Here is a 759-nt window from a genome sequence, read left to right as displayed (position 1 = left end):
AGCCGGGCGGATTTCTATGATCTATGCAAGAGTTGAGGCATAAAATTTGTCATATTTTTTGCCCCGCTTTACTACGGCATAGATTCGATGAATTAGCTTATTACGGATGGCATTGATCACTGACATCTTGCTTTTGCCTTCTCCTACTTTTCGTAAGTAGTAATCTCGCAGCTCTCCTTTGACGCGAACGGCTGAAATAGCGCCTAAATGAAACAAGCTTTTCAGCCGTTTGCGGGCATGCTGGCTCACCCCAGGTCGGCTTCGGATGCTTACCCCAGATCTATATTCAAAGGGAGCAACGCCCGCATGGCAGGCCATCTTTTTAGGATCAGTGATGGTCTTTAGCTCATTGGTAGCAACCACCACCTCTGTGGCCGTTGCAACACCGATACCCGGTACGGAAGTAATCAGTTCAAAGAGTTGAGGGAGATAGTCATCCTCCTCAATGAGCTTTTCAATGGCCTGATCAATGGCTTTCCGATCCTTCTCAAGGGCTACTAAAGAAGCTTTGCAGCTTTTCTGTAGTTGTTTCTGGAGCGTAGGATTTATAAAGCTTTGCTGCTCAGCTAAGGGATTAGCTAACTGGTTATAGACCTGGATCAAGCGCTGTCGGGTCGCACTTAAAAAAGCCAACTGTTGAAGAACGGGTCGAGGTGGTTGCCATAATCGCATGCGATCCCGAAAGCGAAAGGCGTACTCAGCAATCCGCTGCGCATCAATAGTGTCAGTTTTCCCCCGTTGCAGACCACCGGCTCGCTT

Annotated in this window: 1 protein-coding gene; it reads right to left on the bottom strand. The window is 48.1% G+C overall.

Features of this window, described 5'->3' with window-relative positions:
• Positions 1-21 precede the first annotated feature (21 nt).
• Positions 22-759, bottom strand: a 738-nt coding sequence (locus ABD949_RS18180) for a transposase (RefSeq protein ID WP_345245564.1), incomplete at its 5' end; no start/stop codon positions are given.

Source organism: Nibrella saemangeumensis, from assembly GCF_039541915.1.
GTDB classification, from domain to species: Bacteria; Bacteroidota; Bacteroidia; order Cytophagales; family Spirosomataceae; genus Nibrella; species Nibrella saemangeumensis.
This window is presented reverse-complemented; position numbering and strand designations above follow the sequence as displayed.